Annotated in this window: 25 protein-coding genes; 18 read left to right on the plus strand and 7 right to left on the minus strand. The window is 63.3% G+C overall.

The genetic code is table 11. From position 1 onward, the window contains the following. Positions 1–422: 422 nt before the first annotated feature. Positions 423–878 carry a hypothetical protein gene (locus M1E17_RS23025; RefSeq protein ID WP_457964446.1) on the plus strand — a complete coding sequence of 152 codons (456 nt, stop codon included), beginning with the start codon at positions 423–425 and terminating at the stop codon, positions 876–878. Positions 879–881: 3 nt separating this feature from the next. Beyond that, the gene (locus M1E17_RS23030) at positions 882–1,457 is read left to right on the plus strand and encodes a hypothetical protein (protein WP_457964447.1); all 576 of its coding nucleotides are present in this window, start codon (positions 882–884) and stop codon (positions 1,455–1,457) included. 149 nt (positions 1,458–1,606) lie between these two features. On the opposite strand, the gene M1E17_RS23035 is transcribed toward M1E17_RS23030, so the two are convergent. The 7 genes from M1E17_RS23035 to rpsF form a co-directional block, all read right to left on the minus strand. Then, complete coding sequence (locus tag M1E17_RS23035; RefSeq protein WP_457964449.1) at positions 1,607–1,948, minus strand: TFIIB-type zinc ribbon-containing protein; 342 nt, start codon at positions 1,946–1,948, stop codon at positions 1,607–1,609. Positions 1,949–2,014: 66 nt separating this feature from the next. Then, positions 2,015–2,641, minus strand: a complete 627-nt coding sequence (locus tag M1E17_RS23040; RefSeq protein WP_457964451.1) for an FMN reductase — start codon at positions 2,639–2,641, stop codon at positions 2,015–2,017. Positions 2,642–2,736: 95 nt separating this feature from the next. Further along, entirely contained in the window at positions 2,737–3,621 is an 885-nt protein-coding gene (locus M1E17_RS23045) for a PhzF family phenazine biosynthesis protein (protein ID WP_457964453.1), read from the minus strand. 222 nt (positions 3,622–3,843) lie between these two features. After that, positions 3,844–4,296: a 50S ribosomal protein L9 gene (rplI, locus tag M1E17_RS23050; protein ID WP_457964455.1), complete on the minus strand. Its 453-nt coding sequence runs from the start codon at positions 4,294–4,296 to the stop codon at positions 3,844–3,846. Positions 4,297–4,313: 17 nt separating this feature from the next. After that, positions 4,314–4,553 carry a 30S ribosomal protein S18 gene (rpsR, locus tag M1E17_RS23055; protein WP_003800144.1) on the minus strand — a complete coding sequence of 80 codons (240 nt, stop codon included), beginning with the start codon at positions 4,551–4,553 and terminating at the stop codon, positions 4,314–4,316. 123 nt (positions 4,554–4,676) lie between these two features. Next, on the minus strand, positions 4,677–5,249 hold the full coding sequence (locus M1E17_RS23060) for a single-stranded DNA-binding protein (protein WP_267276957.1): 573 nt from the start codon (positions 5,247–5,249) through the stop codon (positions 4,677–4,679). A gap of 70 nt (positions 5,250–5,319) precedes the next feature. Beyond that, a complete protein-coding gene (gene rpsF, locus M1E17_RS23065; RefSeq protein WP_050683795.1) occupies positions 5,320–5,625 on the minus strand; it encodes a 30S ribosomal protein S6 in 306 nt (101 codons plus the stop codon). Between the two features lie 305 nt (positions 5,626–5,930). Here rpsF and M1E17_RS23070 point away from each other — a divergent pair, with 305 nt between their 5' ends. The 16 genes from M1E17_RS23070 (at position 5,931) to epsE (ending at position 26,137) form a co-directional block, all read left to right on the plus strand. Beyond that, the gene (locus tag M1E17_RS23070; protein ID WP_457964458.1) at positions 5,931–6,581 is read left to right on the plus strand and encodes a DUF1345 domain-containing protein; all 651 of its coding nucleotides are present in this window, start codon (positions 5,931–5,933) and stop codon (positions 6,579–6,581) included. Positions 6,582–7,015: 434 nt separating this feature from the next. After that, entirely contained in the window at positions 7,016–9,709 is a 2,694-nt protein-coding gene (locus M1E17_RS23075) for an AAA family ATPase (protein ID WP_457964460.1), read from the plus strand. Between the two features lie 160 nt (positions 9,710–9,869). Continuing rightward, a complete protein-coding gene (locus tag M1E17_RS23080; RefSeq protein ID WP_457964462.1) occupies positions 9,870–11,456 on the plus strand; it encodes a sugar transferase in 1,587 nt (528 codons plus the stop codon). Between the two features lie 28 nt (positions 11,457–11,484). After that, entirely contained in the window at positions 11,485–12,624 is a 1,140-nt protein-coding gene (locus M1E17_RS23085) for a Gfo/Idh/MocA family protein (RefSeq protein WP_457964464.1), read from the plus strand. Next, a complete protein-coding gene (locus M1E17_RS23090) occupies positions 12,621–13,616 on the plus strand; it encodes an NAD-dependent epimerase/dehydratase family protein (protein ID WP_457964466.1) in 996 nt (331 codons plus the stop codon). Before M1E17_RS23085 ends, M1E17_RS23090 begins: the two co-directional genes overlap by 4 nt. After that, a complete protein-coding gene (locus M1E17_RS23095; RefSeq protein WP_457964468.1) occupies positions 13,613–14,779 on the plus strand; it encodes a DegT/DnrJ/EryC1/StrS family aminotransferase in 1,167 nt (388 codons plus the stop codon). Before M1E17_RS23090 ends, M1E17_RS23095 begins: the two co-directional genes overlap by 4 nt. Next, positions 14,776–15,435, plus strand: a complete 660-nt coding sequence (locus tag M1E17_RS23100; RefSeq protein ID WP_457964470.1) for an acetyltransferase — start codon at positions 14,776–14,778, stop codon at positions 15,433–15,435. The genes M1E17_RS23095 and M1E17_RS23100 overlap by 4 nt, the downstream gene beginning before the upstream one ends. Beyond that, a complete protein-coding gene (locus M1E17_RS23105) occupies positions 15,432–16,622 on the plus strand; it encodes a DegT/DnrJ/EryC1/StrS family aminotransferase (protein WP_457964472.1) in 1,191 nt (396 codons plus the stop codon). Before M1E17_RS23100 ends, M1E17_RS23105 begins: the two co-directional genes overlap by 4 nt. A 2-nt stretch (positions 16,623–16,624) precedes the next feature. Continuing rightward, positions 16,625–18,187 (plus strand): oligosaccharide flippase family protein, encoded by a 1,563-nt coding sequence (locus tag M1E17_RS23110; RefSeq protein WP_457964474.1) that lies wholly within the window; start codon positions 16,625–16,627, stop codon positions 18,185–18,187. After that, positions 18,184–19,347 (plus strand): glycosyltransferase family 4 protein, encoded by a 1,164-nt coding sequence (locus M1E17_RS23115; protein ID WP_457964476.1) that lies wholly within the window; start codon positions 18,184–18,186, stop codon positions 19,345–19,347. Before M1E17_RS23110 ends, M1E17_RS23115 begins: the two co-directional genes overlap by 4 nt. Then, positions 19,340–20,413: a glycosyltransferase family 2 protein gene (locus M1E17_RS23120; RefSeq protein WP_457964477.1), complete on the plus strand. Its 1,074-nt coding sequence runs from the start codon at positions 19,340–19,342 to the stop codon at positions 20,411–20,413. Before M1E17_RS23115 ends, M1E17_RS23120 begins: the two co-directional genes overlap by 8 nt. 1 nt (position 20,414) lies before the next feature. Beyond that, positions 20,415–21,308, plus strand: coding sequence for a DUF6492 family protein (locus M1E17_RS23125; protein WP_457964479.1), 894 nt, complete (start codon positions 20,415–20,417; stop codon positions 21,306–21,308). Then, positions 21,305–22,570 (plus strand): glycosyltransferase family 1 protein, encoded by a 1,266-nt coding sequence (locus tag M1E17_RS23130; protein WP_457964481.1) that lies wholly within the window; start codon positions 21,305–21,307, stop codon positions 22,568–22,570. Before M1E17_RS23125 ends, M1E17_RS23130 begins: the two co-directional genes overlap by 4 nt. A gap of 2 nt (positions 22,571–22,572) precedes the next feature. Then, positions 22,573–24,018 (plus strand): O-antigen ligase family protein, encoded by a 1,446-nt coding sequence (locus M1E17_RS23135; RefSeq protein WP_457967903.1) that lies wholly within the window; start codon positions 22,573–22,575, stop codon positions 24,016–24,018. Next, on the plus strand, positions 24,006–24,842 hold the full coding sequence (locus M1E17_RS23140; protein ID WP_457964483.1) for a chain-length determining protein: 837 nt from the start codon (positions 24,006–24,008) through the stop codon (positions 24,840–24,842). Before M1E17_RS23135 ends, M1E17_RS23140 begins: the two co-directional genes overlap by 13 nt. Continuing rightward, the gene (epsE, locus tag M1E17_RS23145) at positions 24,839–26,137 is read left to right on the plus strand and encodes an exopolysaccharide biosynthesis GT4 family glycosyltransferase EpsE (protein ID WP_457964485.1); all 1,299 of its coding nucleotides are present in this window, start codon (positions 24,839–24,841) and stop codon (positions 26,135–26,137) included. The genes M1E17_RS23140 and epsE overlap by 4 nt, the downstream gene beginning before the upstream one ends. The last annotated feature ends 36 nt before the right edge of the window (positions 26,138–26,173 follow it).

The raw sequence follows: 26,173 nt of genomic DNA on the forward strand, positions 1-26,173 counted from the left end.
AGTGCAGCTTTTTCTGCACCCGTAAAACAGGTATCCCGCTACGCTAGCCGCCCTGCTCCCAGCCGCAAAGCCGGGATCCATCCAGGGCTGTGGATAACCTGTGCACTAAGTGGCATAGCTTGTGCACAGCCTGTGGGCGGCCCTGTGGAAAGAAAAAAAGTTCCACTGCCGATGGGGCTCTGACCTGCGAAAACGTTCTTCCCAGCGTGTGGACTAAATATTCTTTTCGGCAACCTTCATCCACAGGTTGTGACCGGTGGCTGTTGAAAGGGACAGCCGTTTCCCCCTCCACAGCGATAATGGATGCCTTTTTTGTGATCGATCACACTAGGGCCGGGTGAAATTGACGTGAACAGCCGGGGCCTGTATACGCGGCGGGGAATATGCTGTGGAGAACAGGGGATCTGACATAAGCTCTATCTATGGGCGAACTACTGATGGTGTTACTGCCTGGTTTCATTCTGGTAGCAGTCTTGTGGGCGCTTTCAACAGCCCTGCGCCCGCGCGACTCCGGCATTTCGGACGCAGAGCGATACCAGCTGGACCTCGCATTGCGTTCTGCTGAACACTATGCGGCACAGGTACAGGCCGCCACCGCTGCACGCGCCCGCGTGGATGCCATGACCAGGCCAAGCCAGAATGAGCAGCAGCAGTCCCAGCAGCAGGACCACGCCCGGGCAGCCTTCCGGGCTCAGACTGGTCCGGTCCCCGGGCATTACGGGAACATGGCAGTGCCCGGCGGACAGTTGGATCCCCAGTTCGCCCTGCAGCTGCAGTCGATGGCACGCAACGGGCAGAAGCTGCAGGCCATCAAACTCCTCCGCCAGGCAACCCACTCTGACCTGGCTACCGCTAAGAAGTATGTAGATCGGCTTTAGAACATGGAATCGCTTGTGATCCCCGCCCTCATTCTTGTGCTGGTGGCAGCCGGTGTCGCCCTGGCGTCACGCGCCATCAGCAGGCGTCTGGCCGCCACCACACGTCATGCCAGCGCTCCTGCTGTCGTGGACCCTGTGGAGGTTGCCCGGGCAGCCTCAGCCAGGCTCACCGAGGATCAGCACCGCAGGCTGTATGCGCTCATCGCCCAGGGACAGGCGATGGCGGCCATCAAGCTCTACTACGAGTCAACGGGCGAAGGATTGCGGGCCTCACGGGACGCCGTCACTGCGTTGGCGGCCCATCCGCAGCCTTACCGCAGCCCCACTGCTGAACCGGTTGCTGCGGAGCCTGACGACGACGACACCCCCCAGCGGTTTCCGTACCGCTACCGCGCCATCGCCAGCAAGGGTGACGTTACACGGGAGGTCAGCAGCAACATGCTCAACGACGAGATCTACGGGCGGATCCGGACACTGGCACGCAGCGGAGACACCGAAGCAGCCGCCACTGCACTCACGCGGCATTCGGACATCTCCCTGAAGCAGGCCCGCGAGTTCATCGCCCTGCTGGACGACTGACCCTCTGCACGACTGATCCTGCTGGACGACTGGCCCTTCCGCACGGCCCACGCCAGTGCCACAGCAGGCTGGAAGCCTAATGGTACGAAGCCTGACGGTGCGAAGCCTGGCGGGACCTGGCAGTTGCGGTCGGAGAGGTTGCGGCAGGACTAGAAGTCGAAGAGCTCGCCCAGCCAGCCTTCCTTCTTCTTGGGCCGCCGCCGGTCGTAGTCGCGGTCATAGCCCTGCTTGCCGTAGTTCCTGTTGTCGCCGTAGTTCCTGCTGTCGTGCCCCTGTTCCCGGCGCGGGTCCAGGTTCTGGTACAGCGGCGGCGGAGTCATGGCAGGGGGCGGGGACGCAGGGCGCTCCGGCGCAGCCGTTCCGCCCATGGCTTCGGCGCGGTCGATGATCTTGTCCAGCTCACCCCTGTCCAGCCAGACACCCCGGCACTGGGGGCAGTAGTCAATCTCCACACCACTGCGTTCGCTCATGATCAGGTCAATGGAATCCACAGGACACTTCATGACCCGGTCAACGATCGGGGTGGCAGGAAAGTTCGGCCCCTTCCGAAAGGTGACTCAGTGGCCGCCCGAGATACCGGCGAGCAACTGCTCAAAGGGCAACGAGGCAGAGACCACAGGCCTGGGCGCTGGCTGGGTGCCCTGAAGGAGGCCGGCGAACTCTCCGGCGGCCCGCGCGATCCGGTCCGAAAGCGGGGAGCTGCCTTGATCGGCGTTCCCCCAGTCCTGCGGCCCGGCAAAGACACCCGTGGCAGCGATGCGCGTCCTCAAGTAGCTGAACAGCGGACGCAGGGCGTAGTCCAGAACCATCTGGTGGCGGTCTGTGCCTCCGGTCGCACCCAGCAGGACTGCTTTTCCCTCCAGGGCTTTGGGATCCAGGATGTCGATAAAGGACTTGAAGAGGCCGCTGTAGGACGCACTGAACACCGGAGTGACGGCAATGATGCCGTGCGATGCCTCCACCCCCGAAACAACATCAGCCAGCCGCGGGGCGGCGTAGCCGGTCACAAAGTTGTTCGCAATGTCCACAGCCAGGTCGCGGAGCTCAACAACGTCCGTGCGTACCCGGTAGCCGGCATCGGTGAGCTGGCGTTCTGCTGACGTTGCAAGCTGGTCAGCGAGCAGCCTGCTCGACGACGGGACGCCAAGGCCGGCTGAAAGAACTGTGATGCGGCGGGTTTCCACGGTCTGCTCCTGGTTAGGTTCAAAGTACACTATATGCGTTTGCATGTACCTGGCTAACCGCCACCCACCAGTGTTTATTCCCAGCGGTGCCCGCCCTAAAGGACCACAGATCCGTTAATGCAGGTAGTGGAGCTTCCGCCGATCCAGATGTCGCCTTGCACAGAATACACGCTGACCCTGCCTGCCCGCCCCAGCGCCGTGCCCTGCGCGGCAGTGTACGACGCCGGCGCGCGCCCGGTGCCGATCAGCCATTGCGCTGCCCCGGCATTAAAACTGCCTGTCACGGGATCTTCGGCTGCGGCATCGCCCGGGATGAAGGTACGGACCTCAAAATCCGGCCTGCCCGGATCCGGGTAGGCACCCGTGCTGCCCGTACCGTAAGGCCCGATAACACCCACACTAAGCCCGTCCAGTGCGGGGTAGTCGGGCGTGACTGCCAGCACGTGCCCGGCCGATTCCAGCAGCACTCCGATCCAGCGAGGTCCGTTCACCAGCCAGGACGCGTCCAGAAGCGCTGTACGGGGCAACTGGAGTCCAAAAGCGATCTTCAGGAGGTCTTCCTCATCCACCGGTCCGGAACGCGTGAGCGGGGGCGCTGCGAAGGACAGCTGGCCGCCGTCGCGCTTTACCCGGACCAGCCCGGCGCCACATTCCTGAACCAGGAGGCCCTGCTGTTTGGGCATGCCGCCGGCCTCCAGCCACGCATGGGCAGAACCCAGCGTGGGATGCCCTGCAAACGGGAACTCCTCCCGGGCCGTGAAGATACGCACGCGGTAGTCGGCCTCCGGATGAGTGGGAGGCAGGAGAAACGTTGTCTCCGAGAGGTTGGTCCAGTTGGCGAACTGCTGCATCTGCTCCGTTGTCAGTCCGTCTCCGTCCACCACCACGGCCAGCGGGTTCCCCCGGTACGGTTCAGCGGTGAACACATCCACCTGGCTGAAGGGGCGACGTCGGCGGGCCGCTTCTGTTTTCTGAGTCACCGCTGCAGGCTACCACCGCCACTCAGCAACTGTTTTCCGCGAGATGACACTTCACCGGAGTGTTTCGCGCCGCGATTGCTGCGAAGTGTCATCTCGGCGGAGGGTCTGCAGACAAAAAACCCCGCCGCCGGAAATCCGGCGACGGGGTCCTTGTGAAGTCAGAGACTACTTGCCGTGCGTAGCGTCCCTCAAACCTCGCAAGCTCGGTTTCAGGGAACCCTGCTACTTGCTGGCGACGACGTCGAGTTCGATCACAGCGGCAACGTCGTCGTGAAGACGGACGTTGGCCTGGTAGGAACCAACCGACTTGATGTGTGCCGGAAGTTCAACCTTGCGCTTGTCGATGCGGCCAAGGCCAGCGGCCTCAACAGCGTCAGCAACGTCGGCCTGCTTGACGGTGCCGAACAGGCGTCCGGTCTCGCCGGCCTTGACGACCAGCTTGACCGGCTTGGCGGAGAGTGCAGCGGCCTGCTTCTGAGCATCTTCCAGGGAAGCGTGCTCGCGGGCGGCGCGGGCAGCCTTGATGGACTCAACCTGCTTCTCGCCACCCTTGGACCAGGTCAGGGCGAAGTTGCGGGGCAGCAGGTAGTTACGTGCGTAACCGTCCTTGACCTCGACAACGTCGCCAGCAGCACCGAGACCGGTTACTTCGTGGGTCAGAATGAGCTTTGCCATGTTAGTTAATCCCTTCCTTAGCCGCGGCCAGCGCCGGAGTAAGGCAGCAGAGCAACTTCGCGGGCGTTCTTGATTGCCTGTGCGATTTTGCGCTGTTCCTGCACCGTGACGCCAGTGACGCGACGGGCGCGGATCTTTCCGCGGTCGGAGATGAACTTGCGCAGCAATGCTACGTCCTTGTAGTCGATGACAGTGATGTCAGCGGCCTTCAAGGGGTTGGACTTTGGTTTGGGCTTACGGAGTTCAGCCTTAGCCATCGTGGAGCTCCTATTCTAGGGAGCCCGTGGATATTGATCCACGGGATGGTGGTGGTCCGACGGCGTCATCGCCATGGTGCCATGGGCACCGGGGCGGAGCCGACGTCGGCCCTTTGTGAATGGTTAGAAGGGAGGTTCGGAATCCGGGCCGTTGCCCCAGCCGCCTGCGTTGCTGACACCGGGGGTGGCCCAAGGGTCCTCCTGTGCAGCAGGCTGGTTGCCGCCCCAGCTTCCGCCGGAGTTTCCACCCTGGTTTGCGCCAGGGTTGCCTCCGAAGCCGCCACCGCTGTTGCCGCCGCCGAAGCCACCTTGTCCGCCTCCGGCGCCGGAGCGCTGGGTGCGGTTGACTTTGGCATTGGCGTAGCGCAGGCTAGGGCCGATTTCATCGACCTCAAGCTCGATAACGGTGCGCTTCTCGCCTTCTTTTGTTTCGTAGGAACGGCTCTTCAGGCGGCCTGAGACGATGACGCGCATGCCCTTGGTCAGGGATTCCGCGACGTTCTCGGCAGCTTCACGCCAGACAGAGGCGCGGAGGAACAGGGTTTCCCCGTCCTTCCACTCATTGGACTGGCGATCAAAGGTACGAGGGGTGGAAGCGATGGTGAAGTTCGCAACTGCCGAACCCGACGGTGTGAACCGCAATTCCGGGTCACTGGTGAGATTACCGATGACCGTAATGGTGGTTTCGCCTGCCATCTACTGCCTCCTTGTTCGATCTGGGTGAAGAGTTAGTTCCTGCGGGGTAAAGAATGAAAATCGGGCTGAATTACTCAGCAACGACCTTCTGCTCTTCGGGGCGGGTGATCTTGGTGCGCATGATGGTCTCGTTGAGACTCAGCTGGCGGTCAAGTTCCTTGGCGGTGTCCGGCTTGGCGGTGAAGTTCACCACGGCGTAGATACCTTCAGACTTCTTCTTGATGTCGTAGGCCAGTCGGCGACGGCCCCAGATGTCAACCTTTTCGATGGTTCCACCATCGTTGGTGATGACATTCAGGAACTTCTGAAGCGACGGCTCAACGGTACGCTCTTCGACCTCGGGGTCGATGATTACCATCAATTCGTAAGGACGCATATGTGAACCCACCTCCTTTGGGCTAAGCGGTTACGGCATTTCCGTAACAGGAGGTTCATTTGCGATGCCATGCAAGGCCCGGCAACCGGAACGGAAGCAGAGCGCAGCACAGACTTCACTATCTTAGTGCATGTGGACCGGTTAGGCGATTCGTGCTTCACTCCAGACTAGGCCGCCAGCGTCCACCCTGGAACACCGGCTGCGGCTATGTGGAAAACCGCCGCGCAGGTTGCGAAAGACGGGCACGCGAATCACTGCGGCCCGGAGCCGCGGGGAGTGCAGGCGCCGCCGTTAGAGTACAGACCATGGACGCCTCCCCCACCACCCTCCGCCGCAGCAGGCTTCGCTTCCTCGCCATGTTGGTCGCGGGGGTTGCCGCGGCAGCAGCCACCGGGGCCAGCGGCGGGTGGCTGCAGGCTCCGGCGGCAGGCTGGGCCACCGCGGCACTGGTTTATGTGGTGTGGGTGTGGACTGCGGTGGGCCGCATGGACCCCATGGAAACCAAATCGCACGCCACCACCGAGGACCCGTCCCGGGCCACGACTGACCTCCTCATCCTGGTGGCAAACATCGCCTCACTGGTTGCGGTGGCCGTCGTCGTTGTTGATTCACACCGGCCAGACGGTGGCGCCAGGCTGGAGGGTGCGGCGCTGGTGCTGGCAAGCGTTGCACTGTCGTGGATGCTGGTGCAGACCTTGTTCACACTCCGGTATGCCGGCCATTACTACGGCGGGCAGCAGGACGGCGGAGTGAACTTCAACCAGGACGGGCCACCCCGGTACACCGACTTCGCGTACCTGGCCACGAGCATCGGCATGACCTACCAGGTGTCCGACACCAGCCTGGAGAACCACCTGATCCGGCGCGAAGCCCTCAAGCACAGCCTGCTGTCCTACCTGTTCGGGACGGTCATCCTGGCGGCCACCATCAACCTTGTGCTGGACCTGGCGGCTTGATGGTGGCCTGCCGCGATTAGGACACTGGACCTGCCCCTATGGCGGCATCCTCGTCTTCGGCAGATGCCGGCGTGTCGCTGATGCCCGTGAACACCCGCAGTAAGTGTGCACCGGCACCCATCTGGTCATGGCCGTATCAGATGTTGTCACAACATAGAGCACCAACAGGAACCAGCCGATGCCTCCACGTCACTTTTGAAACGCAGCCGAAATACAAGTACCTATGCCCCAAAGACAGGTACCTAATCGGCCAAAACTCTCTGGTGCGCACGGTGCAATGCGGTCTATATTTGCACCCAGCGGCTGGGAACCGTGCTGGGCGCGAAAGCGGCCGGGTAGCTGGTCCGCCCGTCACGAAAGTGGCCGGACGGACCAGCAGGCAGCTATTGCCTTAAATGAATATGTCGGTCTCTTTCTCGGAACGGGGGACCTGCATGTCGTTAATTGGCCGAAGCAAGGAGCTGGACCGGGTCCTCGCAGTTATCCGAGGGCCGAAGGATTCCGCCCTGACCATCGTCGGCAGGCGCGGTGTCGGCAAGACGGCGCTGCTCTCCGAGATCCCAAGGCTCTCTGATTACCGGACAGTGTTCCTGCGCGCCAGCGCGTCCGAATCGGACTGGCCCCTCTCCGGCCTTACCGCCCTGCTCAACGGAATCGACGATCCGGTCCTGAACAGGTTCACCGATGAACTGCTCCGGGACTCCAACAGATCCATGGACGTCCCTACTGTTTCCACGATGCTGCTCAACGGACTCCACCAACGCTCATCGTCCCGCACCGTGATCGTCATCGACGACGCCGACCGGCTTGATCCCAGCAGCCAGGCCGTGATCGGTTTCCTGGCCCGGCGCCTCGCAGGAACGGAAATCGCGCTCTTCCTCAGTGTGCGGGAGGAAACAGCGGAGAGTCCTTTTGCCAGCCTGCCGGCGCTCGTGCTGAAACCGCTGAACTACAACGACACCGTCCGGATGCTTGAGTCGATTCCGGCGCGGCAGACCGCCACCGCAGCAGTCCACGCCGTTGCGGCAGCCACCCAGGGTAACCCGCTCGCCGCCGTCGAGCTCTACACCTGCCTGCTTGAGCGGCAGGCCGAGGGGAAGTACGCCCTTCCGGTTCCGCTTCCCTGCAGGGGTAGTTTCGAATCTGAGTTTGCCGCAACCGTTGGAGGGCTCTCGCGGGCGGCCCACCATGTCCTTGAGTTGCTTTCGCTGTCATGCCGGAGCGACATCGCAACACTGGAAAAGGTGTACAGCGATCTGTGGCCTGGAGTGGATGAGCTGCTCGCCTGTGGAATGGCCGCCAGAACGGGGCCGCACCTTCGGATTTCGGACCAGCTGCTCCGGGGTTATGTCTTTGCCGCCATGACACCGGCGGTCCGGACAGCTAACCACCGCGCCATGGCTGCAGCGGCGGACCCTACAGACCCTTACGCCAGGCGGTGGCACCTGAGTTTTACCGCACTGGAGCGGCAGACACCGTTTGGCCTCCTCCGGTTCGCCGTGGACCTCATCCGGAGCGGGGAAATTGCCTTCGCCGTCGAATACATTGAGCGCGCCCTTACCATCAACCCCTGGGAAGCAGAGACCGCTTCCCGCCTCGCCACTGTTGCCGAGCTGCTGTTTAACCGAAGCGAGTTTGTCTACGCAAAGCGCTACCTGGAGTGGGCGCAGCGGGTGACGCGCAACCCCGCCCTGATCCTTCGCCTCACAGGCCTCTCCTTCGAAATCCAGTTCGTTCAAGGCGCCGCCGTGCGCTCCAGCATGGTGCTGCGGCTGGTCAAGGAATTCGGCCGGCACGATCCCACTTTCGCCGCCAACCTACTGGCAGTGGGCGCGCTCTACTACGCGGAACGGTGGGAACTGGAGGACGCGGTCGGCCTGCTCCACTATGGGGAACAGTTCAAGGATTCAGCCAACGCGGACTGCCTGGCCCTGATGGGACGCACGAAGCTCCTGATCGAGGCCATCAGCGGAAAAACCGACAACGTCAACCGCAAACGCGACGCCGGAGGGTCGGATAACGCGGCAACCCTCCTGGTGATGGCCCGTGCCCTGAGCTATGCGGAGCACCATGAGCTGGCCCAGGAGGCCTTCGCCATGGTCCGGAACACCGTTGAGCCGGGCAACATCAACTGGCGGGAAACCGCAGCCTACCTTGCGGCGGACAATGAGATCCGTGCAGGCAATGTCCGGACAGCCGTGAGACTGATCGAGGACCTGGAGCTCTCTGAACCGGAGCTCAAATACCACCGCGGGATGCGGCATATCTTTCGGGTCTGGCGGGCCCATGCCTTGGGCGACGAAGCGCTGGCGCGGATCTACGCCACAGAGGCACAACACTTCTCCGGCGCCGAGAGCCACGCTGCCATTACGGCCCAACTGGCCGCCTGCCAGGGCCATTTTGCCCTGATGCGGGGCAACCTGGCTGAGTCATTCGCACAGCTCTCCCGGGCGGTGGAGATCGGAGCGGCATTCGGGAACCCCACACTGCTGCGGTGCGAGGCCGATCTGGTGGAAGTCCTGATCCGAATGGGAAGACACCGCGAAGCCACCGTGGCGCTCTTCCGGTTGGAGAGCCGGTCGGTGGGCCTGAGGTCCCCCTGGCTGATGATGGCTGTTGCGAGGAGCAGGGCGATGCTGGCCGACGGCGAACAGTCCCTGCAGCTGTTCGGCCAGGCGCTGGACGGCCGGAACGGCCATGAGTCCGTGCTCGAGCGGGCGCGGACGCTGCTCTGCTACGCAGAACGGCTCCACGCCTTTGGCCGGCTGCGGGATGCCCGCGACGGCCTGCTGCGTGCCAAGGTGATGTTCGATGAAGCCGGCGCCGATGCCTGGACCCAGCACGTGGACTCGCTTTTGCTTGATGAACGGGTGGAACCGGCACGTGCGGCAGGCAACCCGGCCATGCTCATGCTCATTGACCATGAACGTGCGTTGGCGCAGATGGTGGCCAGGGGGATGCGGAACAAAGAGATCGCAGCCACACTGTACGTCTCCGTCCGCACGGTAGAAGTGCGCCTGACGGCGATCTATCGCAAGCTCGGAGTAGAGTCACGCGCCCAGCTGACGGCCCTGGCTGCGGGCAAGGAAGCTGCCGCCCGGGAACCGTACGTCCTGCCCGTCTTATAGGGCAGAACCGGCAACATTTGCAGGTACCCGCAGTATCCACACTGTTGCCTTCCCACAGCCACATAGCCCCTGTTTTTCCCCGCTAAAAGCGCCCCGACCGGACTAATTTTGCAGCACGGCCAGAGGACAAAAAGCGTCAGTCGCCGGGAAAGGGGTCACCATGGCAGAGATACCAGTTGCCCGCACCCGGCATGGCGCCTTTAGCTGGCCCGTTGCCACCGTTGCTGCACAACGGCAGGCAACCGCGCCGTTGGCGGCAGCAGTACCCGTTGGAACCCGGGACCTGCTGCCGCCGGCGGCGGCCTTCCCCCAGGCCGGGCAAGGCCGTAAGGCGGCCAGTGCCTGGATCGGCACACTCATTGGACTTCTTCGCACCGCGGACTCGCTCCTGGTGGCGGGCGCCGTCTACGCCGGCTACCTGCTGTCCGGGGGCGGAGCTTCAGCCGGCACAGGCAACGGCAACAGAACTCTCGCCACCGCAGCAGTAGTAACCGTCCTGTGGCTCGCAGCCCTGGAGCTCTACCGGACCCGTGACTCAAAGGTCCTGGGCGTTGGCGCCGATGAATACAAGCGCGTTGCCTCCGCAAGCCTGCGGATCTTCGGGCTGATGGCGATCATCGCCGTCGTGTTTTCAGTCCCCGCCACCGCCTTTGTTACCGTCTCCCTGCCACTGGGCCTGGTGGCCCTGACAGGAAACCGCTGGGCCTTCAGGCGCTGGCTTACCAAGGAAAAGGCCCGCGGACACCACCTCTCGAGGGCAATCGTGGTGGGGGAGCCGGAGGATGTCCGGTACGTGGTCCAACAGGTCGCCAGGAAATCCAGTGCGGTCTACAAGATTCTTGGGGTCTGCCTTCCAGGTGCACGCAGGGGGGCAAGTCTCCGGGTGGACAGGGAACAGGTACCGGTCCTGTCCTCCACTGACGACATTGCACGGACCGCGCGCCTGGCAGAGGCCGACGCCGTAATTGTTGCCGGCCCGCTCCCTGGCGGCAACAGGTTCATCCGTGAGCTTGGCTGGAAGCTGGAGGAATGCGCCGCCGAAATGGTCCTGGCGGCTACACTCACCAACGTGGCCGGTCCGCGGATCCATTGGCGTCCGGTGGAGGGCCTTCCCCTCATGCACGTGGACATACCGCAGTACTCCGGGGCGAAGCATGTGCTCAAGCGCGTCATGGATGTTGCGATGGCGCTGGCGGCGCTCCTGGCACTGTCCCCCCTGCTCGTGGCTTTGGCAATCATCGTCCGGATGGACAGCCCGGGCCCGGTGTTTTTCCGCCAGGACCGGGTTGGAAAGGGCGGCAACGTGTTCGCGATGTTCAAGTTCCGGTCCATGGTGGTGGATGCCGAAGCCCGTCTTGCGGCCCTGAACGGCAGCAATGAAGGAGCCGGCGTTCTGTTCAAGCTGCGGGATGATCCCCGGGTCACCCGCTGCGGACGCTGGATGCGGAAGTACTCACTGGACGAACTTCCGCAGCTGTGGAACGTGGTGCTCGGCAACATGAGCCTTGTGGGCCCGCGTCCCCCTCTAAACCGGGAAGTGGACGGCTACGAACGGCACACACACCGGCGCCTGCTGATCAAACCGGGAATCACGGGGCTCTGGCAGATCAACGGCCGCTCGGACCTTTCCTGGGACGAGGCCGTACGCCTGGACCTCTATTACGTCGAAAACTGGTCCATCGCCGGAGATCTCCTGATTCTCTGGCGGACCTTCCGCGCAGTCATCCGGCCTTCCGGCGCCTACTAAGAACCGCACGCAGGGAAAGAAAAGTGACATGAAAAACTTCGCCAATCCGTTCCACACCCCCACGCACCGGCAACCGACACGGAAACTCAGGATCGCCGTCGTCGGGGCCGGGTACTGGGGTCCGAACCTGGCCCGGAACCTGCAGGCAAGCCCCGAGTGGGACCTGGTGGCCATCTGTGATCTGGACATTGAGCGCGCCGCCAAGCTGGCTGCCACGCTGGGTGAGATTCCCGTCGTCGAGTCCCTTGATGAACTGCTGGACACCTTTGACGTGGACGCAGTGGCCATCGCGACGCCGGCCCGCACCCACCACGGGACGGTCATGACCGCGCTGCGCGCCGGGAAGCACGTCCTGGTGGAGAAGCCGCTGGCAGACAGCCGGGCGCACGGGCTGGAGATGGTGGCCGAGGCCGAGGCGAACGGGCTGGTCCTGATGGCAGACCACACCTATTGCTATACCCCGGCGGTGCTGAAGATGCAGGAACTGGTGCAGGCCGGCTCACTGGGCGAGATCCTCTTTGTGGATTCCGTACGGATCAATCTGGGGCTGGTGCAGCCCGATGTGGATGTGTTCTGGGACCTGGCGCCCCACGACCTGGCCATCCTGGACTTCATCCTTCCCGGTGGGCTGAACCCGGCTGAGGTGTCAGCATTCGGAGCAGATCCCTTGGGTACGGGCCGTGACTGTGTGGGACACCTGAATTTCAGGCTGCCCAATGACGCCACTGCCCACGTGCACGTGAACTGGCTGAGCCCCACCAAGATCCGGCAGATGGTGATCGGGGGTTCGCTGCGGACGCTGGTGTGGGACGATCTCAACCCGCAGCAGCGGCTCAGTGTCTACGACCGGGGAGTCAGCCTGGACCGGCAGCCCAAATCACCTGGCGAGAAGAAAACCTCCGCGATCTCCTACCGGCTGGGTGACACCTGGTCCCCGGCCCTGCCGGAACGGGAGGCCCTGAGCCAGGTGGTGGAAGAGCTGGCCTACTGCATCCACAACAGGCGTGAAGCCCGCACCGGCGGAGCATCCGGCCTCCGGGTTCTCTCCGTGCTGGAAGCGGTGACCCGCAGCCTGAGCCTGGATGGCCGGGCCTCTTCAGTGGCCGGGGTTGGGGCTGCAGGTTCCGAAACTGTAGATTCCGCTGTTCAGCTGGAGCGTGTGCGGTGAGCGAGCTTCAGGGGGCCAACGTCCTGGTGACCGGTGGAGCCGGGACCGTGGGGTCGACCTTGGTGGACGCCCTGCTGGAAGCAGGCGTGAACCGCATTGACGTACTGGACAACATGGTCCGGGGCAGGCTGACCAATCTCGCCGGGGCGCTGGCCACAGGGCAGGTGGCTCTGGTCCAGGGAAATATCTGCAACCGGGACCTGGTGCACGACCTGACCAGGGGCAAAGACCTCGTCTTCCATCAGGCGGCCATCAGAATTACCCAATGCGCCGAGGAACCCCGGCTTGCCCTGGAGGTCCTGGTTAACGGAACCTTCAACGTTTTGGAAGCTGCCGCCGAACACCAGGTTGACAAGGTGATAGCGGCCTCAAGCGCCTCGGTGTACGGCATGGCGGAAGAGTTTCCCACGCCTGAGCGCCACCATCACGCCAACAATGACACGTTCTACGGAGCCGCCAAGTCCTTCAATGAGGGGATGGCCCGCAGCTTCCACGCCATGACCGGGCTGGACTACGTGATGCTCCGCTACTTCAACGTTTATGGACCCCGGATGGACGTCCATGGCCTGTACACCGAGGTACTGGTCCGGTGGATGGAGAGGATCGCGGACGGCGAACCGCCCCTGATCTTTGGCGATGGGCTGCAGACCATGGACTTTGTGTATACCGCCGACGTGGCCAGGGCCAACGTCCTGGCGGCCGGCAGCGACGTCAGCCATGGCATCTACAACATCGCCAGCGGAACCGAAACAAGCCTGCTGGACATGGCACGCACGCTGCTCCGGGCCATGGGCTCTGAGCTGGCCGTGGAGCACGGCCCGGCGCGTCTGGTGAACAGTGTGGTCCGGCGGCTCGCCGACACCACCGCAGCCCGGCGCGATCTGGGATTCGAAACCGAAGTGGGGCTCGAGGAAGGGCTCCGCGAACTCGTCAGCTGGTGGGAGCCATTGCGGGACGAGATCGCCGCAACCAGGAAAGTTGGTGCCCGATGACTGCGGAAACAGTCCTTGCCCGGATCAACGTCATGAAGCCCTGGCTCGGCGACGAGGAGGCCCGTGCTTTGGCGGAGGTTGTTGCCTCCGGCTGGGTTGCCCAGGGACCCAAAGTCAAGGAGTTTGAAGCGGACTTCAGCCGCGCGCAGCAGGTGCGTCACGCCGTCGCGACCTCCAGCTGCACCTCCGCGCTGCACCTGGGGCTGGTGGTGGCCGGCGTCGGGCCCGGAGACGACGTGGTGGTGCCGTCGCTGTCCTTCATTGCCACAGCGAACGCCGTGGCGTATGTGGGGGCCCGGCCCGTGTTCTGCGACGTCGACCCGGCCACCGGCAATGTGACCGCAGAGACGATCCACGCGGCATTGACCCTGGATACGCGGGCGGTCATCGTGGTGGACCAAGGCGGCGTACCCGTTGATCTGGACCCCATCCGGGAGCTGTGCAACCGGCACGAACTCACCGTCATCGAGGACGCGGCATGCGCCGTCGGGTCCACCTATAAAGGCAGGCCGGTGGGGACCGGGGCGGATGTGGCGGTGTGGTCGTTCCATCCGCGCAAGATCCTTACCACCGGCGAGGGCGGGATGCTGACCACCCACCGCGCTGATTGGGCGGCCCGGGCCAGGACATTGCGGGAGCACTCCATGAGCGTTTCCGCCACCGACCGCCACGGGTCCTTGCTGGCCCCGCCGGAGGTGTATCTGGAGATTGGCTTCAACTACCGGATGACTGACCTGCAGGCCGCCGTCGGGATTGTGCAGCTGGGCCGGCTCCATCAGATAGTGGAACGGCGGCGGGAGATCGCAGACCAGTATGTCGCCCGTCTCTCAGGCTTGAAAGGCCTTCGGTTTGTTGCCGACCCGCCATACGGTGCCACCAACTTCCAGTCTTTCTGGCTCGAGGTCCTGCCGGCCTTCCCGGTTGACCGTGAAGGGCTGCTGGCCCGGCTGGCCGATGCCGGCATCTCAGCCCGCCGCGGGATCATGGCGGCCCACCGGCAGCCGGCTTACCGCTGGCGCGACACCGGTAACGCCGCGCTGCAGAACACGGAGCGGCTCACCGACAGGACCCTGATCCTCCCGGTCTTCCACGAACTGGATGCATCGGGGCTGGACCGGGTCATTGCCTGCATCCGTGCCGCGGCCGGCGAGGTGGGAACGTGAGCGAACTGATCCTGATCGCGGCGAGCGGACTTGCCCGCGAAGTCCTGGCAATGGTGCGCAGCAGCGGCCAGTACGACGTCGTGGGACTGCTCGACGACGACAAGGAGATGGCGGGCGTCACCGTCGACGGCGCGCCCGTCCTGGGGACCATCGATGACGCCCCCAAGTACACCCACGCCTTTGTGCTGGTCTGCCTGGGATCCGGCAAGGCGCGTGAGGCGGTGGTGGACCGGCTCACCGCGATGGGCCTGCATGAGGCCCGCTACGGTACGGCGATCGACCCCAGCGTGCAGTGCCCCGAAGGCTGCCGGATCGGCAGGGGCAGCATCCTGCTGCGGAACGTCACGCTGACCGCGTCCGTCACCCTGGGACGGCACGTAGTTGCAATGCCGTCAGTGACGTTCACGCACGACGACGACGTGGCTGACTTCGCCACGTTTGCCGCCGGTGTCTCGCTGGGCGGCGGAGTCCGGATCGGCAGGGCTGCCTACCTCGGGATGAATTCCAGCGTCCGCGAGAGGACATCTGTGGGAGCGTACGCCACAGTGGGCATGGGTGCCGCCGTCCTGAGCAACGTCCCGGATGGCCAAACCTGGGTGGGGGTACCGGCCCACGAAATGGACAACGGAACCTTCAGCTTTGGGAGCGCACGATGAGTGCGGGGATGCCCGTCTGGGCGGACGCCGGCACTGCTGAGGCCCCGGCTCTGTTTGTGTTGCCTGGAGCACCAGTGCCGCTGGTTGATCTCGCTGCCCAGCAGGCAGAGGTCAACGACGAGGTGATGGCCGGGGTGCGGGAAGTCCTCGCCCGGGCGGCCTTTATTGGCGGTCCAGCCGTAGCCGGCTTCGAGGCCTCCTACGCGCGCTTCGTCGGTGCCCGCCATTGTGTGGGGGCGGCAAATGGCACCGATGCGCTGGAACTGGCACTGAGGGCATCTGGTGTTGTTTCGGGTGGCGAAGTCATTCTTCCGGCCAATACTTTTATTGCCACCGCTGAAGCGGTGAGCCGCATTGGCGCAGTGCCTGTTCCGGTCGACGTCGATCCTGAGTACCTGCTGATCGATCCAGAGGCCGTCGCGGCCGCCGTGACGTCCCGGACCCAGGCAATCGTCCCCGTGCACCTGTTTGGGCAGACGGCCTTTGTGGAACGCCTCATCCCGATTGCTGCTGCCTGCGGAGCTGTCATCGTGGAAGATGCCGCGCAGGCGCAGGGCGCCAGCCGGTTTGGCCGTTCTGCGGGAACGCTGGGTTTGGCAGCCGGGACAAGCTTCTACCCAGGCAAGAATCTCGGAGCTGCCGGGGATGCAGGGGCCGTTCTGACGGACGACGCCGGCATTGCCGACAGGGTACGCCTGCTTAGCGCTCACGGCAGCTCACAGAAGTACGTGCACGACGCCGTGGGGTTCAACTCCCGGCTGGACGCCATCCAGGCCGTGGTGCTCAGTGCCAAACTGGCCAAACTGCAGACCTGGAACGCGATGCGTCGCGCAGCAGCCGCCCGCTACTCCGAGCTTCTGGCTGATATCCCTGGGCTTGAACTCCCCCGTGAAGCACCTGGCAACAGGGACGTGTGGCACCTCTACGTGGTGCGGGTGGCCGAACGGGATGCGGTTTTGCAGGCTCTGCACGCTGCAGGCATCGAGGCCGGAGTCCACTATCCGGTCCCGGTACACCTCAGCGGAGCCTATGCCGATCTTGGCCTGGGCAGGGGCTCGTTCCCGGTTGCCGAAGCGGCCGCGGCGAGGATCCTCTCACTCCCGCTCTTTCCGCACATAACGCCGGAACAACAGGTGCGCGTGGTGGAGGCGCTGCGGAGGACGCCGGCAGCGGTGGACGGTGCCTAGAAATGACCGATGAGTCCAAGGTCCGGGTGACGACGCAGGAGGCCCTGCCCCGCCAGCACAAAAAGGCTGCTAATTCCAACGCCGCTTTGGGTTCAGCGGTAAGACGCGGGGCCCTGTGGACAGCAGGCAGCACAGTGCTGCTACGCCTGGGCAACATCGCACTTATGGCAGTCGTGGCCAGAATCGTGTCACCAAGGGAACTGGGGATCTTTACGCTCGCGGTAACGGTTCATGCGGTGATCGTGAGTGTCGCGGAGCTCGGAGCGGCCTCTGCTATTGCACGATCCGACTTGGACCTCGGCCGCATTGCCCCTACCGTAGGCTTGATTTCAATCGTCAGCAGCCTCGCTATGGCTGCACCAATGTTCATCTTCGCTGACAGCATCGCTGAGGTACTTGGCACGGCAGAAGCTGGACCGTCCATGAAGATCATGGCCATCGGAGTGGCGCTCATCGGCCCGTTTGCCGTACCCGGAGCCCTTCTTCAGCGGGATTTCCGTCAGCATGTGATCTTCTGGGCCTCCGCCATCGCCTTCGTGCCCGGCAGCGCCACTTTGCTGCTCCTTGCCCTGCAAGGCAGCGGTCCCGAGTCCTTCGCTTGGTCACGGATTGTGGGCCAGGTGGTAATGGGCGCGATCATCCTGGCGGCAACCGGCAGGCCATTGATGCCCCGGCTGGACCTTAGCGTGCTCAGACCGCTCCTCGCCTTCGGGCTGCCACTGGCGGGGGCGAACCTCCTAAGCCAAGTGCTGCTGAACGCCGACTACCTATTCATCGGACGGATGTTGAGCGCCACCGAACTTGGTATCTACTTCCTTGCCTTCAGTATTGCTATGTGGCCCACGGCAGTGATCGGCTCGATGCTGAACGGGCTCGTGCTACCCGCCATCTCCGCGGTCCGCCGCGACGGCGGGGATGTAGCGGGAGCCGTCAGGTTGGGAGTACGGACCGTTGCTCTCATCGCGTTCCCTTTGGCGGCGTTCCTTTGCACGTTCTCGGCTGCGTTGGTGGAAACGATCTACGGGACGGCGTGGCTGCCGGCTGCACGGGTGCTTTCCGTGCTGGCCATCTATGGTGCGGTGTCGGTCGTGGGACTCTTCCTGGCCAACGTCATCATCGCCACCGGACGCACCGGTGTCCTGCTCGGGGTCCAGGTCTGCGCCCTGGCGGTGCTTCTGCCGGGCCTTCCGTCGGCTATCAACTTGGGCGGCATCGAGGGTGCTGCACTCACGCATGTCATCGTCATCGTGGCCGTCACTTCACCGGTTTACGTGGTTGCCCTGAGGCGCTCCACCGGACTCCGGATCCCCGAACTCCTGGCGGCGCTATCTCTTCCCACGGGGACAGCCGCGCTGACGGCACTGGTCGCGTGGGCGGCCACGCTTGGCCTTGAGGACCCGCTGCTGAAACTCATCGTCGCAGGCATTATCGGCCTGTGCCTCTACATGTCACTCAACTGGCGGGACATATCCTCGCTGGTCCCAGCCAAACTCATCACCCGTCTCCCACGGGCGAAAAGCCGCTTCTTCGGCCGTACAGGCGGTCCAAAGAGGAGTTCACTATGAGAGTAGGAATCATCTACCCGGTTCCGGAGCCGCTTGCAGCGGCTAACTGGTCCGGCACGCCCCACGGGATTGCCTCTGGATTCACGTCCATTGGAGCCGACGTCGTGCCGCTGGGGGTCAAGGTCCCACCGGTTCTGCACGAAGCCGTGGCAGTCCTGTCCCGGGCCACCGGCCGACGGGGCGCCGTCGCCGATCGCATGCAAATCCGGCAGTGGGCGAGGACCAATGCCCTGAAGAGCCGCATCGCCGAAGCACTGCCCCTGAACGCCGTCGTTGCCATGGGCACCGAAATGTACGACTTGGCCAGTATCCTGCCACCGGGTCTACCGGCGGCGACCTACGACGACGGGACCCTACTCCAGATGTACGCGGACCCAATGTCCGACATCAGCCAGTCCCGATTTCCAGCAGGACACGTCAGGCGTTGGGTTGACCGGCAGAAGCGGTCGAGCCAGGCCGCCCAGGTGTGTTGCGTTAGCACTGGCTGGGCTGCTGAATCGTTTGTTGCGGATTACCGTATTCCGTCACATCTCGTTGCAGTTGTAGGTATGGGGCACCGTCCGCGCCGGGCTGCTCCCGGTGTCGTCAGAGACTGGTCAGTACCCAGGTTCCTTTTCGTGGGTGTCGAGTGGCAGCGCAAGAACGGTGACGTCGTGCTGGAGGCATTCCGGGAAGTCCGGCACCGTCACCCGGAGGCCACCCTCGACATTGCCGGAAACCATCCGGCCCTGAACGTCCCCGGTGTCACCGGGCACAAATTCCTTTCCCGTACGGATGTGGCCGCGCAGGAGCGGCTGGATGGCCTTTACGCGCGGGCTACCTGCTTTGTGCTGCCCAGCCGGTTTGATCCCTCACCAATCGCCTACCTTGAAGCCGCATCTTCAGGACTGCCTGTCATCGCGACCACTAGGGGCGGGGCTGCAAGCCTACTAAAAGACGGAGCGCTTGTTGTCGAGCCCGACGACCACGACGCCCTGGTGGCGGCCATGCTCACCTACTCAGATCCGGCCGCAGCCGCCAAGGCCGGTGCGGCCGCCGCGGACAGTGCAGCTACATCGTCCTGGGCCCACGTCGCCCGCCGCATATGTGACAGCCTCGGCCTTGGTGACGGGCGCGAGAGCGTCGCAGCCATCAGAACGCAAGGAAAACGCTATGTTTAGGCGCGTCCGGCAGGGCGGGGGCGACCGCCAGCCCGAGGTCCTGGTCGTCGTCCCGTGTTACAACTACGGCCGCTACCTCCAGGCTTGCGTACTGAGCCTGCTGTCCCAAGAAGGCGTTTCAGTCCGGATCCACATCCTCGACGACGCTTCAACTGATGGGAGTGACAAGGTTGCGGAAGCGATCGCTGAGCGGGACCGGCGGGTCCAGTTGACTCTACATGCCAGCAACCGCGGACACATCGCAACCTACAACGAGGGTCTCATGGTCGCCGATTCCGACTACGTAGTGCTACTGTCCGCTGACGACATGCTCGCACCCGGCGCGCTGGCACGCGCTACCGCACTGATGGATGCCTTTCCTTCCGTTGGATTGGTTTACGGCCATCCGCAAGCATTTGAAACGGAGCCTGAACCCGAGACGGGCCGGCTTCGGAACTGGTCAGTCTGGCATGGTGACCGCTGGATCGCCGCCCAGTGCAGGCGGGGAATCAGCATCATCAGCAGCCCGGAGGCGGTGGTCCGGACAGCAGTTCAGCACCGCGTGGGCTACTACAGGCCGGAGCTGCCGCATTCGGGTGATCTCGAAATGTGGCTCCGGATCGCAGACGTAGCAGGCGTAGGACGGATCAATGGACTCGACCAGGCCTACCGCCGTGTGCATCCTGCCAGCATGATGTCCACCGGATACGGCACCCTGCAGGCGGACCTGCAAGAACGCGTCAAGGCCTACGACTCATTCTTCGCCCGCACTGCACTCGATGACGCTAGAACCCAACAGCTGGGGCGCGTCGTGAAACGCCGGATGGCCATGGAGGCACTCGAATGGTCAGCGACATCATGCACGGCGGGCAACGTTCCCGCCCCTGAAATAGACGAGGCCATTTCCTTTGCCCTCGAAATCTATCCGGAGGCAGTGTCATCGCCCGCGTACCTGGACTACCTCTACCGCTCGGGGACCGCCTCAGGGCCGAGCCTGGCCAAGGCGGTGACCGCGTGGCGCGGGTCCATCCAGCGCGACGTTGGCCCGCGTATCCGGTGGCGCCAGTGGAGGAGATATGGAATCTAAAATGCGCGGCCTCGCTGTGGTTACGCCAAGCTACGCCCCCGACAGCGAACTCTGTCGCGATCTGAACCGCTCTGTCCTGCAATGGACGCCTCCGGACGTACAGCACCACATCATCGTGCCCAAGCAGGACCTGGCGCGCTTCCGGATGCTCGCCAACGACAGAACAGTCATCCACGATGACAGAGAGTTCCTCTCATCCACGATCAGGAGGCTGCCGCTGCTGAAGTTGTGGATCAACAGCCAGCGCCCCTGGCTGCCTGTCCGTGGCTGGATCACGCAGCAGCTGATTAAGCTCTCCGCCGCAGCAAACCTGGATGCGGAAGCCACGCTGCTGGTCGATTCGGACATGGTCTTCGTCTCGACGACCGGATTGAAGTCATTTCAGCAGAACGGCACGCTGGCACTCTACAGAAAGCCCGGGGCTGTCCATTCCGGGCTGCCCAGGCACCGGCAGTGGCTGGAGTCGGCACACTACCTGCTGGGCTTGGAACAGCCCGGCCCGGAGGACCTGACGGACTATATTTGCTGGCCCTGCGCATGGGATCCCGGAACCGTTCGGGCCATGCTCCGACGGGTCGAGGACGTCACGGGGCTTCCATGGCAGTCAGCGATCGCATCCCAGCTTCACTTCTCCGAGATGATGCTCTACGGCGCCTACGTTGACGGGGTCCTGGGTGGTGCACTGGCTACGACATCTTCGATGAACAGTGTCATTTACTCCGCCGAGGCGCCACTGAACCCCGCCGAAATCAACGCCCTGCTTAACAACGCCACCGGAACCGTACAGTCGGTAATGATTTCCGCCAAGTCCGGGATTGCGTACGAGGTCCGCGCGAAGGCCCTGCAGGAATACGTGGATTCCCGCCTCCGCAGCAGAAGTGGAGGCTCTTTGTGACTTCGATCCAGCGTTTCCTCTACCGTCCTTGGCGGCTTCTGCAGACCCAAGGGACAGCCGGCGTGACCACGATTGTGGCACGACGGCTGGTGAACAAGATGAACGAGCACATGGACCTTGTCTCCGCTGAACTGCCCGTGCGGCCCGAAGACCTCGCCGACTCCAGTGCCCTGCCTCCGACAATCACGGGTGCACCTCGGTTGGGCAAACTGCGGATCGGATGGGTGTGCGCCCCGCCGGCTGGCGGTTCGGGTGGCCACACCACCCTGTTCCGGATGGTTGAGATGGCTGAGCAGCGCGGGCACGAGTGCACACTGTTCCTCTACGACAAGAACTCCGACGACGTCACCCGACATAGGGCAGTCATCAGGCGGCACTGGAAAAACCTCAAGGCAGATATCCGCAGCGCCACCACCGGAATGGACGGTATGGATGCCGTCGTCGCCAGTTCCTGGGGTGCGGCGCACGTCGTGGCTATGCGAGCCCCACGAAGGGCCAACAAGTTCTATTTCATCCAGGACTTCGAGCCCTACTTCTATCCGCGGGGTGCCCTCTACACCTTCGCAGAGGACACATACCGGTTCGGATTCACCAACATCGCGTTGGGCGAGATGATTGCTTCCAGGCTGCGGACGGAAATCGGCATCGAACCGGCCACCGTGGTGCCATTCGGCTGCGACGACGCAGAGTACCGAATATTGAGTAGGGATGGTGCGGCGGCACCACGCACTGGAGTCGTCTACTACGCCAAACGCTCAGTGGACCGGCGCGGCTACCTTTTGGCGAAACTCGCCCTTGAGAAGTTCCACCAAGACCACCCGCAACATGAGATCCATGTTTTCGGCGACCGGGTGTCCGGGTGGCCGATTCCGGTGACAAACCATGGGTCCCTAAGCCCACGCGACCTGAACGTCCTTTACAACCGGACCATTGCCAGCCTCACATTCTCCTTCACCAATATCAGCCTTGTTGCGGAGGAGCTGATGGCGGCGGGAAATGTCCCTGTCCTGAACGATCACCCCTTTGCCCGGGCGGATCTTTTCGCGCCGTACGCGATCTGGACGAGGCCGAATCCAGCAGCGATGGCTCGGGCCCTGTCCACCGCGGTAAGCGCACCGGATATCGAAGAACGGGCCCGGCTTCTCAGCGCATCAGCCCGTCGCGGCTGGACCACCACAGCAGTATCCGTGTCAGAAACCATAGAGGGCGCCTGCGCATCTCCGGGCCCGCGCAAGGCTGACGCCCAAATCCTGAGGCCGTGACAATGAACAGGATCGGGATGGAGACGGGAAGGGCCGGGAGGGCCGGCGGAGGACGTTCAACCGCCCCCGTTGTTGTCCAAAGCCGCCCGGGGGTTCCTCTGATCATTCGGGCAACGGCCTTTTGCATCTTCTTTTTCCCGTCTTCGATGGTGTTCAAGCCCATCGGGGCTGCCGGAACAGCCCCGATGATCCTGGCCCTGATCGTATTCGGGCTGTGGGTCTGCAGTATCCTTTTCGGCCTGCATGATCCGCTGAGTGTCAGGCATCCCGGACGCCTGGCGGTGGGTGTCCTTTTCCTGGCCACTAGTGCTTCGTATGTAGCCCTGTATGCGGGGATCACCGGGGGAAGTACAGACGTTGCGCGGGCATCCGCGGACCGGTGGATGCTTCTGCTGCTGGCTAGTGCCGGTGTTGTCATAGTCCTGGGTGAGGTAGTGCGGACAATGGACGATGCCATGGTGTTTCTTCGCGCGCTGCTGGCCGGTGCCAGCTTTTGTTGCCTGGTGGCAGTGGTGCAATTCGCCTTCCAATTGAATCCGATGGAATGGTTCCGCGTTGCGATGCCCGGTTTTGACTACAACGGTGGTGACACCCCGTTTCAATCCCGCGGCGCGCTTCTTCGCGTTGCCGGCAGCACGTTCCACTCCATCGAATTGGGTGTGGTATCCGCAATGCTCCTGCCACTATCCATCTGGCGTGTGATTTACGACCGGCGCGGGCACCTGATGCGTCGGTTACTCGGTCCGGCCCTCCTAATTTTCGCTATCGCGTCCACGGTGTCCCGCTCCGGGATTCTGGGGATAATTACCGCGATGGTGGTCTTCATCCCCTTCCTTCCCCGCATTCCCCGGCTGTGGGCCCTGTTAGCCGCCCCGGTCGCGCTGGCAGGTCTGTTCCTGGGAGTGCCGGGACTGGTCAGCACGCTTACAGGCACTGTCACCACATCGGGCTCCGATCCGTCGATTACTACGCGTACCAACAACTTCCCTCGTGTGGAGGCGATGGTTTCCGAACGTCCATGGCTAGGGCTCGGCCCCGGAAACTACCTCGCGGACACAGCGGTGCATATTCTCGACAATCAGTACCTGAACGCAGTCGTCACGCAGGGCATTGTCGGGCTGGTGGCCATCATCATCTACTTGGTGCTGCCGGGCGTGAGCTCCATCATGGCCGCTCTCGCCACCCGCGATCCGCAGCTCAAGTCCTTCACCGGCGCTGTAGGCGCCGGAGCCTTGGTGGCGTCCGTGTGTTCCCTGACTTTTGACTCCATGTCCTTCCCGGTTTTTGCGCTGATCTATCCAGTTCTAGTCGGACTGGGCGGTGCGGTCTGGGTGATGGTAAAGCGCGAGAAGGATACGGATTCACAGATTGAGTTTGATTTTTCCAGACCTGTTCCGAGCACGGGATCGGGTCAGCCCCTGAGAGGAGAAAGCCCATGGACCCGATAGCCGTCGTGAGGACCATTTGGCAGCATCGAATCGTTTCGATTCCGATCCTGGTGCTGACAGCACTGGCCGCCCTGTACATCTTCGAGTTTGCACCCCGGTCCTACGAGTCATCGTCGACCTTCGCGATGATCAACCCAGACATCCCCTCGGAACTGGACATCATCAAGCACCCGGAGCTGAAGGACCTGAACAACAAGAATCCGTACCTCCGTTCCTCAGATCCATCATTGATCGTCCAGGTTCTATTGACCAGGCTCAATGACCGGTCCACGGCCGATCTGCTCGTCGAACAGGGCCTCAGCGACCAGTACACGGTCAGCCGCGGCGTGGGCGGTTTGAATGGCTTCCTGGTGGACATCACCGGAGAAGGGGAAACGCCGGAGAAGTCCATAGCCACGACGCAGGCTCTGGGTCAGCTGCTGCAGGAATACCTGCGTGAGGCTCAGAAGGTCAACGGAGCAGATGACCTCTACCTGTTTTCCGCTCTCGTGGTCGCTACCCCTGACAAAGCCAAGGAACAGTTCTCCAGCCGGCTTCGCGCCCTGATCGTTGTGTTCCTCTGCGGAGTGGTGACGATGTTTGGTTCAGTCTCAGTGGCGCGATCGATGGCGGCGGCCAGGGAGCGGCGCCTGCTGTTATCCGACGATGCAGGTGGCAGAAGAAAACGCCGCAAGAGTGCTCCCGACAGCAGCACAGTCCAAGAGCCTCCCCCCACACGCGGGTCGATGGCGCTGACCGGTCAAGCCCAAATCGATCTGGGCTTGGATGAACCCAAAACGCTGGACGCCCTGCCAGGGCATCACCTATCCGGAGTCAAGCAATGACAGTTAGGACAGTGCCTGATCTGCTGCGGATGGGATATCTTGTTCCTGAGTTTCCTGGCCAGACGCACGGTTTCTTCTGGCGTGAACTGGGGGTCCTGAGGCAGCTCGGCGTCACACCGATGGTCGTTTCAACCCGGCATCCCGGCGCGAATGCGTCCAGGAACGGGTGGGCGGAAAACGCCGAATCGAGTACCATCTACCTGGCATCGGCCTCCGTGCCGGCGTTTCTTTCCGTCGCGCGGGAACTGCGGACTCTGAAGCGCGGCAGGCTGGCAGCCGTCCTCCGTCGCGCCGCCGACATGTCAAAGGCCGGAAACGACTCGCCCCGCCATCCCGCCCGACCTCGCCAGTTCGCCGCCCAGCTCGTGTGGCTGGCCCTCGGCGCGAGGTTGTCTGGCCTGGCACGGGAACTGGGCTGGCAGCATGTGCACGTGCACTCGTGCGGCAACGCGGCCTACATTGCCCTGTACGCCCGGCTCCTCTCCGGCCTGCCTTACAGCCTGACACTGCATGGGCCGCTTAGTGACTATGGCGGCAACCAGGAGTACAAGTGGTCCAACGCCGCCTTTGCGTTCGTCATCACCAATGAACTGCACAGCCAGATCCGACAGTCCCTGGGAGCGGCCCTGCCGGCGACCGTCAAGGTGGTTCCGATGGGCGTGGATGCGAACGAATTCAGCAGGAGCCAGCCTTACGTTCCGTGGACCCCTCCCAGCGCGTTCCGGATCTTCTCCTGTGGCCGCCTGAATCCAAGCAAAGGCCACGACGTTCTCGTGGCCGCGGTAAGGAGGATGGTTGAAACCGGTGCCGACGTCCAACTGACCATCGCCGGTGAGGATGAGGCCGGCGGCAGGGGATATCGCCGGGAACTGGAGGGCCTGATTGGCCAGATGGGCCTCCGTGACCGCGTGCGGCTCCTCGGTTCCGTGCCGGGCAGTGTGATCAGAGAGGAATTGAGCCTTGCGCACGTTTTCACCTTGGCCAGCCACGCTGAGCCGCTTGGCGTAGCGATCATGGAAGCAATGTGCATGGGCGTTCCAGTAGTGGCTACAGATGCCGGTGGGGTTTCCGAGCTGGTGCTGGCAGGTCGGACCGGGATCCTCGTCAGGCCAGGTGATCCGGGAGCCCTGATGGACGGGCTAATTCAATTGATGTCTGATCCTTTGTTGTGCGCAGACCTGGGTGAAGCCGGGCGCAAGCGTGTCAGCGCCCTGTTCGGATACCGCCGGAGCGCGGAGATGCTTGCACAGCTGGCCAGGGCAGGGATGGCCGAGAATACGGAATCAATCCGGTAACGGAAACAAGACCGGACCGTACCCGGATGTGCCGAC

Source organism: Arthrobacter sp. D1-29 (assembly GCF_054130585.1).